The following is a 9,761-nucleotide window of genomic DNA, read 5'->3' on the forward strand; positions in this document are numbered from 1 at the left end:
GCGCTGACCCGGGAATGACCGGGCGTCGGGCCGCGAGGCCATGCCGTCGGCGGGTGTCGGGAATCGGACGCCACGAACTCACCCATTTATCCGCTTTTCAACCGATCTGCGCCGTCCGTCTCTGTCGCGTCCCGTCCGTACACGTTCCCACCCGTGTGCCGGGACGATCCGCGGGACGGTGTTGTCCCGCCTACCGCGGCGCCGTGCCGCCACCTAAAACTACATATGGACGTCATGCCTCTACGCAGAGTGAGGATGATGGCGGACGGCACGCGTCTTGGTGCGGGCGCCCGTTGACCACCCTGGACACCCGTCCCTAGACTTGGGGACGTGCACGAGGGTCCGTGGGTCTCAGACCGAGCGGATCCACTCGAGCGTCGTTATCGTTCCTGACAGTTTCTTCGTTTTTGGCGTTGTTTCTGTCCCTCGGTCCCGGCGGTTCGATCCGGCCCTCGCGCGGACGACCACCCCTAGCCGGAGCCGACCCCTTGACGAGCACCACCGACGTACGACCCGTGGAGACCGTGACCATCTCGCCCAGCCCGACCACACCACAGGTAGCGGTCAACGACATCGGCTCGGCCGAAGACTTCCTAGCGGCCGTCGACAAGACGATCAAGTTCTTCAACGATGGCGACATCGTTGACGGCGTCATCGTCAAGGTCGACCGCGACGAGGTGCTGCTCGACATCGGCTACAAGACCGAGGGTGTGATCCCGTCCCGGGAACTGTCGATCAAGCACGACGTCGACCCGCACGAGGTCGTCAGTGTCGGCGACCACGTCGAGGCCCTTGTCCTCCAGAAGGAGGACAAGGAAGGCCGCCTGATCCTGTCCAAGAAGCGTGCGCAGTACGAGCGCGCCTGGGGCACGATCGAGAAGCTCAAGGACGAGGACGGCGTCGTCACCGGCACCGTGATCGAGGTCGTCAAGGGTGGTCTCATCCTCGACATCGGCCTGCGCGGCTTCCTGCCGGCTTCGCTCGTGGAGATGCGCCGGGTCCGCGATCTGCAGCCCTACGTGGGCCGCGAGCTTGAAGCCAAGATCATCGAGCTGGACAAGAACCGCAACAACGTCGTGCTCTCGCGGCGGGCCTGGCTCGAGCAGACCCAGAGTGAAGTCCGTTCCGAGTTCCTCGCCCAGCTGGCCAAGGGCCAGATCCGCAAGGGCGTGGTCAGCTCCATCGTCAACTTCGGTGCCTTCGTGGACCTCGGCGGTGTGGACGGCCTCGTGCACGTCTCCGAGCTGTCCTGGAAGCACATCGACCACCCGTCCGAGGTGGTCGAGGTCGGCCAGGAGGTCACCGTCGAGGTCCTCGACGTCGACCTGGACCGCGAGCGGGTCTCGCTGTCGCTGAAGGCGACGCAGGAAGACCCGTGGCGTCAGTTCGCCCGGACCCACGCGATCGGTCAGGTCGTCCCGGGCCGGGTCACGAAGCTGGTGCCGTTCGGTGCGTTCGTCCGGGTGGACGAGGGCATCGAGGGTCTGGTCCACATCTCCGAGCTGGCCGAGCGGCACGTGGAGATCCCCGAGCAGGTCGTGAACGTCGGTGACGAGATCCTGGTGAAGGTCATCGACATCGACCTCGACCGCCGCCGCATCAGCCTGTCGCTCAAGCAGGCGAACGAGGCGGGAGGGCTGGCTGCCGACGGCGAGGCGTTCGACCCGAGCCAGTACGGCATGGAAGCCAAGTACGACGAGCAGGGTAACTACGTCTACCCCGAAGGCTTCGACCCCGAGACCGGGGAATGGCTCGAAGGTTACGAGGAGCAGCAGGCGGAATGGGAGCGGCAATACGCCGAGGCCCAGGCCCGCTTCGAGGCGCACCAGGCCCAGATCCGGGCCGCGCAGGAGGCCGACGCCGCCGCGGCGGCTCCTTCCTCCTACACCTCCCAGTCCGAGCAGCCTTCCTCGGCGATCGACGAAGAGGCGCTGCGTCGGCTGCGTGAGCAGTTCGGTCGGGAGTAGCCGACTCCCGTCACCGACGGTCGGGGCCCGGGGATCTTCTCCCCGGGCCCCGACCGATTTCCGGTCCTTTCCCCTGCCCGTCCCAGACCCGGCGGGAGCCCAGTCCCGGGTAGAAGCTCAGCCCGGGCAGAGGGAGGTCCTCGGCCGGATCAGGACGAGGAGCGCGCCACGGCCGGGTCGACGTGATCCGGCCTGAGTAGGATCGGAACGTCCCCGCGGATCTCGTAGCGATGGCCGAGACGCGGGTTGACCAGCCAGCCGTCGATGAGCTCCAGCGGTCCCTTGTCGACCGGGCAGGCGAGGATCTTCAACAGTTCGGGTTCGATAGTCATCTCTGACGTTCCTGTTCGTCGTCTCGGGGTGCCGTCGCGGGACCCATGAGTATCCGTTCCGGATCCCCTGAGCATCGCAGACACCTCGGTCGGCCCTGACCGGCCCCGGCCGGGGGCGCCAGCCATCCCGGTGCCGGGCCCCGGTCGCGAGGCACCGGTTCGCGTCGCTGACGGGTTATGCAACCAACTCGATGACATAAAAACTTCTGGGGGATAGCGTCGAAGTCGCTCGGCGGCCGGAGACCGGTCGCGAAGTCCCAGCTTGCCCTCATCGAGAGTCAGGTGTCCATGACTGTCCATGACTTCACCGTCGATGCCGCGGACGGAACCTCCCGCTCGCTCGGCGACTACGCCGGCCAGACGTTGCTGATTGTCAACGTTGCCAGCAAATGCGGTCTGACGCCGCAGTACGAGGGGCTGGAGTCCCTGTACCGGGATCTGCACGGCCGCGGCCTGGAGATCCTCGGCTTCCCGTGCAACCAGTTCGGCGGGCAGGAGCCGGGTACCGACGCCGAGATCCAGGAGTTCTGTACCACGAAGTTCGACGTCACCTTCCCGGTCCTGAGCAAGATCGATGTGAACGGGCCCGAAGCGGCCTCGCTATACACCCACCTGCGTTCCGAGGCGCCCGGTGACTTCGGGCCCGATGCCGGTTTCCTCTACGAGCACATCAAGAAGACCCGGCCGGAAGCGATCGGCACCGACGAGATCAAGTGGAACTTCACTAAGTTCCTTGTCGACCCGGACGGAAAAGTGGTCCGCCGGTACGAGCCGACCGTCACCCCCGAGGAGATCCGCAAGGATCTTGAGGCCACCCTGGCCTGATGGTTCTCCCGTGCCCGGCCTGCCGCTGTCGCCGGCCGGGCACGCCGAAGCGGGCGGTGCCCGCCGGCTTCGCAGCAGGAGTAGGCGAGCGCGGTCAGCGGACGCCGAACAGCGCCAGATAGCGTTCCGCCGCGTTCGGGTTCAGTACCGGTCTGTACAGCGAGGATTCCACGTTCCCCTCCTCGGCGTTGTTGAAGTACGCCTCGTAGGCCAGGGCGTCGGCGTTCGCGGTGAAGGTCTCGTACATCTTCTGGATGTAGTAGGGGTTGTCGCCACCGCCGCCGGTCGTGCGTACCAGACCCCACTCCGGAACGGCGAACTTCTTGCCGTGGGCGCGGGCGAAGGCGATCACCGTGCACAGACCGGATCGCAGATGACACTGCCGGTCCCAGATCGTCTTACTGACGGAGGCGGGATAGGAGTCGTAGGAGTCGATGCTGACCACGTCGATGTAGTCGTCACCGGGATAGGCGTCCCAGACGTCCTGACCGCTTACCGGCAGGTGATCCCGGTGTGCGGTTATATTCCAGTCGATCCGCACGTGCGGCGCGGTCGACCGGATCGCCAGGACCGTGCGGCGGTAGCAGGTCTTCCAGGTCTCGACGTCGCGTGGATACCACCAGAACCAGTCGCCGTTGAACTCCCAGCCGAGCCGGACGAAGGCGTCGCCGCGGCCGAACGTCGTCAGCGTGGTGCCGAACTGCCGCCAGTAGTTGTCGTAGGCGCCGGTCGCGCAGGTGGCCTCGTCGCCGTCCTTGGGGAACATCGGCTGGGCGACCGACAGGCCGCCGGGGAACTTGTCACGGGTGAAGGCCTGCGTCGGCCAGCCGGCCGAGACCAGGTTGGTCCAGTCCTGCCGATCCGTGAAGACGACGGCCAGGTCCACCTTGCGGCCGGTGAAGACCGACCAGAGATTGACGTCCGCGGGGAAGTTGCCATTGGCGCCGGAGACCCAGTGCACACCGCCGGGCTGGGGCTGGGGCGGCTTGGGTGTGTCCGAGCAGGAGCTGAGCCCGCCGGCGACCAGGCCGATGATCAGCAGGAGGAGCAGCGGCAGCGGGAGTGACCGCGGGTGGGCGGCGCGGACGGTGTGGCGGCCGGCAGACCCCCACCCTCGCGGTGCCAGGCGCGGTCTCATACGGCGGAGGGTCCGTGCGCGGCGGAGGGTCGCTGCGTACCCGAAGCCGTGGCCGTGGCCGTGACCGTGGCAGTGGCGCCGAGCAGCGGCGTCTCCACCGGGCCGGGCCGCCGGGCCCGTAGCCATGCCTGCACGGCCTCGGCCTCGGCCGCCCAGTCGTGACCGGGAACGAGCGCCTCACCCACCTCCATGTGCGTGGCCATGGAGGGTTCCGGCACCAGCATCGTGCGGCGCAGCCGTTCGGGCCGCGCCAGGGCGACGGCGTTGAGTGTCGTGCGCAGCCCGCTCAGCACCACCCGACGAGCGACCCGCACGGCGGGGGGCTGCGGGGAGAACGCAGGCGGTTCCCCGCCCAGCTCGGCCAGCCGGAAGGGCTGGAAACCTTGCAGGGTAAGACAGGTCGCGCGGTCGAAGGCGCCGCCGACGAACGGGATCGAGCGCAGCAGCAGTTCGTCCTCGAGCAGGGTGCCGACCCGCAGGCCGAACGTGCTGGTCGTGGCGGCGGCCCTGGCCCAGGTCACGCCGTCGACTACCGGCGCGTGGGAGTGGCTGCCGCCGTCCCGGTGGACCATTGGCCGGCGGCGGGTGGTGGTCGAGGAGAATCGCAGCGTGCTGTAAAGGGTGAAATAGTCGACCGCGGGGAGCGCGGTCGCTGCCGCGACGAGACTGGAAAGCGATTTTTCCGTGTACAAATAGTCATCTTCGGCGAGCCAGACCAGATCGTCCGGCGACCAGCGCCGGACCCGCGGCATCCGCAGCACGTACCGGTAAGATGCGCGATTGCTGCCGCACTGCACCGACTGCACCTCGCCGGCGGACGTCATCACGGCAAGACGCTCCGCCGGCATCGGGCCGTCATTGACGAAGACGATCCGTACCGGGATGTCGACGTTCTCGACGGCCCGGAGGAGAGAGGCCAACGCAAGAATCTTGCTGTAGAAGGCCGGCCGGTTCTTCGTGTTTTCCGAACCGACCGACCGATAAAGAATACGCAGAATCATCGCAACCCCCCCTACCGGCCCTGGCCCGGCAGCACTCATCGCGGTAGCCTCGACGCCTCGGACGCCACCTCGACGCGGTCGGCCGAACATATTGCGCACAGCCCGTACGTTACCGTGAAACATCATCATTGCCGGTCCGGGTCGGGCGCTCCGGAACTCGGCCCTGTACGTCCGGTCCGGCCGGCTCACCGGAAAGGGCGATCGCCGTGTCCCGTTCCACCTCCCGCGCGGCCCGGCGGACGAGGATGAACCAGATGGGGACGGTCACCCAGAAGGCAAGTATGTAACCGCAGACCGCGCCGGTGCCGCCGCCGATCTCCAGACCGACGATCGGATAGACGACAAGCTGGGGGGCGAGCACCGCATTCGCGCGGAAGGTAAGCTTGGCCTTGCCGAGTGCGTAGAGCATGCAGGCCGGTCCGACCGTCGCCGCGGGGCCCGCCTGCTGCACGATGGACAGCGCCAGCAGGTCGTGGGTCTGCTCCCAGGTCTCGCCGAGCAGCGAGTGCCCGATGCTCGTCGGCAGGACGAGAAAGATCGTCCCCCAGGCGGCGCCGGCCGCGACGATCACCGCGGACAGGGCGTAGGCGGCGCGGACCCGGGCCGCGGCCGAGAGGTCCTTGCGGCGGGAGAACTCGGGGATGGCCCAGCTCACGATCCCGACCGCGAGAATGGTCGTCGGTCCGAGCAGGGTCTGCACCCCGCGCAGCGCGCCGACCAGGTCGATCGCGCCCAGCGTACCGAGCAGCAGGGTGGATGCCTGCTGGGCGCCCTGGACGGTGAGGTACTCGGCGCTCATGTACCCGTTGACGTCGCGGTGTTCGGCGATCCACTCGCGCACGAGGCTCGGCGCCGGCTTGAAGCCGGCCTGCGTGACGCCCAGCATGGCGGCGACCGCGGCGGCGCCACCCCAGGCCAGCAGCATCGCCCACGAGGTGGAGACGTCGCGGACGATCAGCGCGTAGATGGCGGCGAACTGGACGATCGCCCAGATCCCGTCGTTGGCGGCGGCGGCGGCCGGGCGACCCTCGGCGAAGAAGACCTGCCGCCAGGCGTCCTGGAGCAGCAGCGTGGGAAAGACCAGTCCCATCGCCACCAGCGAGGCGCCGACCGAGCCGCCCATCGCCGCACCGACGGAGAGCGTCACGACCCCGGAGACCAGCCCGATTACGAGGGCAGTGCCGGTCCCCGCCGCACCGGCCACCCGAAATACCCGTGGCGGCACGTCGGAGAACTTCATCCCCAGCGGAGCGGTGCCGGCGGCCTTCGAGAACCCGATCATCAAGGAGAAGATCGCGAAGGCGACGGCGAAGGCCCCGAACTCGGATTTGCTGACGCTGCGGGCGATGACGAAGGACATCGCGGCGTTCGTCCCGCTGGAGAGCACCTGGTCGACGAGTGTCCAGATGGCCCGCGAGCGGCTGGAACCCCGGGTCGGTCGCTCGTCACGGTGGTGACCACCGGCCGGGCCGCCGTCGTCCAGGATGGTCAGCCCGTAGTCAACCGGTTCCCCGCCATCCGGGACTGCCGGTGCCTCGCGCTCCCGGTGGATCTCGCCGCGGCCGATCGGGGGAGTGAGCCATTTGCCGGTCGCGGGACCCCACAGGGGGAGCAGCCCCTCGGGGGTCGGCCCGTCCACTGCCGTCCCGAAGGCTTCTACGGCCGGGACCCGGCGGTCGCGTAGGCCGCGGATGACCTGGGTCCGCTCCCGGTCGAACTGTTCCGGTCGCGGCGGCAGGGCGGCGGTGACCTCCGGCGCGGGTCCCGTCCGGGGGCGTGGCGACTCGTGGTGCTGGGCCGTGGCCGGCGCGGATGTCTCCGGGCCGGTCACCGCAGCCCACCCGACCCTCCGCCGGGTGGTACTCGGACGGCGGAGGGATCGCGGAGAATCTCGATGATCGTCTGTTGTTGGGGGTCGGTGGCCAGACTCATTGATCCACCGCCGTCCGTCCTCTCCGTGCCGCATCGGTCCGACCCCGGCTCCCCGCGCCGGCCGCCGGACGGTCGAGCGACGCCGCCGCTTCCGCGCAGGGCGACGATCGAGCCCACCGCGTCGTTTCTGACCAGGGTGTCAGCCGGCCAGGGTGCTAGCAGGATGGTAGCTCTATGGGATCGGGACACTCGCCTACGTCCGCGATCTTCCGCATCCAGGCTGATGGTCCGCAAGTTTAGCAGTCGGGCCTCGGTCTGATCCCCTTGTTACGTCGGTCACCCCGGCAGGGCGGTACCCGGTGGTGGATCCAGTGAGGTGTGGGTGCGCCATCCGATCCGCTTCCGGGACACCGGCTGCCGGCCGGGTCAGGGCATCCTTGATGTCGGTGGCTGCGCTCGCAGACGCCTGGACAAGGCAGGAGCGGGGCATGGGCCGCATCATCAATTACCTGGAATAGCCCGTCTGGAATAGCCCGTCGCCCGTCTCGTCGGTGGCGAGCAGGTCCTGCAGCTCGGTGACGACCTGCTGGAGCTGGCCGGCGAACGCGTACATCCCGTCCGCGACTGCGCGCGGCGTACTCAGGTAGAGGTTGAACCGGTCCGGCAGTAGCACGTAGGCGATGCCGATGCACTGGCTGCTGGTAGACCCGAAGCCGAAGAACTCGACGTTGGTGGACGGCGCGGAGCTGGTGCTCAGGTAGTCGTCGCGCGCCTTGAGCCAACCCGGGGTCTCGTAGAGCGCGATCGGTTCGGTCACCCCCAGCCGCGCGCCTTGGCGGCGGGCGATGAACTGCAGCTCCCACAGGTGCTGCTCGGGGGCCTGCCCGGCCTGGCAGTCCTTCGCGCGCCGCACGTGCGCGTCGGCGGCGGCGCGGAACACGGTCTGGCGGGTGGCGGTGTTGGTGCCCGGGTCGTTGAGCATCGTCACGAACCGCTGGATCTCCGGGGTGACGACCCGCATCGCCTCCGTGCGACCGCGCCGCCAGTGCCGGGTGGCGATCGATTCGTAGGTGGCGCCGATGTGCCCCTTGGCCCGGCTGTGCGCCAGCTGGTAGGCGAGCTGCACGAACGCGTCCGGCGACGTCTTCAGTGCCTTGGCCCGGTTCTGCCCGAAGTCGGTGAAGGACAGCACCGTTGAGGCGGTCGCTGCGGCGAACTCCGCGAACGACGCGCCGGCGGCGGCTACGTCCGCCCGCAGGCTGGCGTCGAGGACGAACTCGACGGGCTCGATGACGGGTAGCCCCTGGGGCCGGGCGCCAGAGCTCGCCGAATGCTCCGCGGGCGAGGTACCCAGCAAGTCGTCGACGAAGCTGAGGATCGTCGTCCCGTCCAGCCCACAGTGCTCGACGTTGATGCCCGCCCGGCCGTCGGCGAAAACGATCAGTGATACCGCCTTGTCGAACCACCGGTTGGCGCTGTCGCCGTGGAGCAGGTGGTCACACGCGGCCAGGTTGCCCTCGGGGGTGAGGTCTTCCAGGCACAGGGCGAACAGCGCGGTCTCGATCGTGTCGAGCGCGGCCGCGTTGGCGGGGTCCAGGGTGAGCAGCGCCTGGCGGCTCGCGGCCCAGTCGGCCCGGGCCTTGGTGGTGAGCTGGCCGACGGCGGCGTCCGCCGGAACCCGCGACGCGGCGGCCTTCACCACGGCGCGCAGGCCCGCCGCGAGGTCGTCCAGGGTGTACGGGTGACCGTCCGGCCCGACGACGTCCAGCCGGACGATGTTTCCCCGGTGGAAAACGACGATGTGGCGGGCCTGGGACGGCCCGGGCCACCGCTCGCTGTACGGGGTGCGCACGGTGTCCTGGGCCGCTCCCGGGATCCGGGTCGTGGAGAACAGGAACGTGTTCTGCGCCATCGACAGCGTCTGGCCGCGCTGGACGACCGGCTCGACCCGCTCGTCGTCGAGGCGCAGCTTGTAGTCGACGGCTGCCGCCACGAGCCCGGCGGCCCGCTCCACCTGCGGCTGCTCGGCGGACAGACCCTCGGCGTCCTTGAACAGGAAGATGTAGTTCGCGTTGAGCGCGATGCGGTCGCGCCGGCCGAGGTAGCGGGAGTCCCAGAAGCCGTCCAGCCAGCTGTGTACGCCCTCGGTGGCTTCGTAGCGCTCCAGCGCCGCATGCAGGGTGGGGCCGGGGCCGCCCGGTGCCTGGAAGGCCGCGACGGCCGCCTCGGTCGTCGCCCGCTCGGACGGGGTCAGCAGCGGCGCGGACCAGGCAAGGAAACGCTCGCAGCTCTCCGCCAGCGTGGGCAACGGCACCCGGGGCAGCAGATCGTCGTTCGCGAAGGTTCCGGTGGACCGCTGGGAGCTACTGATCGCATTCATGCTGGGCCTCGGGTTGTCTCGGGGAACTCGTCTCGGGGACACGGCCATGGTGAACGCTACGGGCTGCGTTGGGTCCATGGTCGCCGAGATTCCACGGGTGGCGGGCGTTCCATCGGACATTCGGCTCGTACGGTTCATCCGACTCGCATGATGGCCGGGTCGCCCTCGACCTACCGGCCGTACGGGGGGCACCGCCGGCACCGGTCGCCCGTTATCCCGGCGGAACCGGCCGGGTGGATGTCGCCG

General features: G+C 68.9%; 7 protein-coding genes. 2 read left to right on the forward strand and 5 right to left on the reverse strand.

Annotation, left to right across the window (positions count from 1 at the left end; translation table 11 throughout):
- The first annotated feature begins 488 nt into the window (after positions 1 to 488).
- Positions 489 to 1,967 carry a 30S ribosomal protein S1 gene (gene rpsA / locus AC08OP_RS09620; RefSeq protein WP_462185830.1) on the forward strand — a complete coding sequence of 493 codons (1,479 nt, stop codon included), beginning with the start codon at positions 489 to 491 and terminating at the stop codon, positions 1,965 to 1,967.
- A 149-nt stretch (positions 1,968 to 2,116) separates the two neighbouring features.
- Here rpsA and AC08OP_RS09625 read toward each other — a convergent pair whose 3' ends face one another.
- Positions 2,117 to 2,299 carry a Trm112 family protein gene (locus tag AC08OP_RS09625; protein ID WP_476613874.1) on the reverse strand — a complete coding sequence of 61 codons (183 nt, stop codon included), beginning with the start codon at positions 2,297 to 2,299 and terminating at the stop codon, positions 2,117 to 2,119.
- A gap of 288 nt (positions 2,300 to 2,587) precedes the next feature.
- Between AC08OP_RS09625 and AC08OP_RS09630 the strand changes: the two genes are divergently transcribed.
- Positions 2,588 to 3,124, forward strand: a complete 537-nt coding sequence (locus AC08OP_RS09630; protein WP_476613883.1) for a glutathione peroxidase — start codon at positions 2,588 to 2,590, stop codon at positions 3,122 to 3,124.
- Positions 3,125 to 3,218: 94 nt separating this feature from the next.
- Here the strand turns inward: AC08OP_RS09630 and AC08OP_RS09635 are convergent, their stop codons facing one another.
- The 4 genes from AC08OP_RS09635 to AC08OP_RS09650 all read right to left on the reverse strand — a co-directional run bounded on the left by AC08OP_RS09635 (position 3,219) and on the right by AC08OP_RS09650 (position 9,515).
- Complete coding sequence (locus AC08OP_RS09635) at positions 3,219 to 4,262, reverse strand: glycoside hydrolase family 26 protein (protein WP_476613875.1); 1,044 nt, start codon at positions 4,260 to 4,262, stop codon at positions 3,219 to 3,221.
- Positions 4,259 to 5,263: a hypothetical protein gene (locus AC08OP_RS09640; RefSeq protein WP_476613876.1), complete on the reverse strand. Its 1,005-nt coding sequence runs from the start codon at positions 5,261 to 5,263 to the stop codon at positions 4,259 to 4,261. The genes AC08OP_RS09635 and AC08OP_RS09640 overlap by 4 nt, the downstream gene beginning before the upstream one ends.
- Before the next feature lie 109 nt (positions 5,264 to 5,372).
- Positions 5,373 to 7,094 carry a hypothetical protein gene (locus tag AC08OP_RS09645; protein WP_476613877.1) on the reverse strand — a complete coding sequence of 574 codons (1,722 nt, stop codon included), beginning with the start codon at positions 7,092 to 7,094 and terminating at the stop codon, positions 5,373 to 5,375.
- A 546-nt stretch (positions 7,095 to 7,640) separates the two neighbouring features.
- Positions 7,641 to 9,515: a choline/carnitine O-acyltransferase gene (locus AC08OP_RS09650; RefSeq protein WP_476613878.1), complete on the reverse strand. Its 1,875-nt coding sequence runs from the start codon at positions 9,513 to 9,515 to the stop codon at positions 7,641 to 7,643.
- Positions 9,516 to 9,761: the final 246 nt, after the last annotated feature.

The sequence above is a fragment of the Frankia sp. CeRuru1 genome (genome assembly GCF_977966315.1).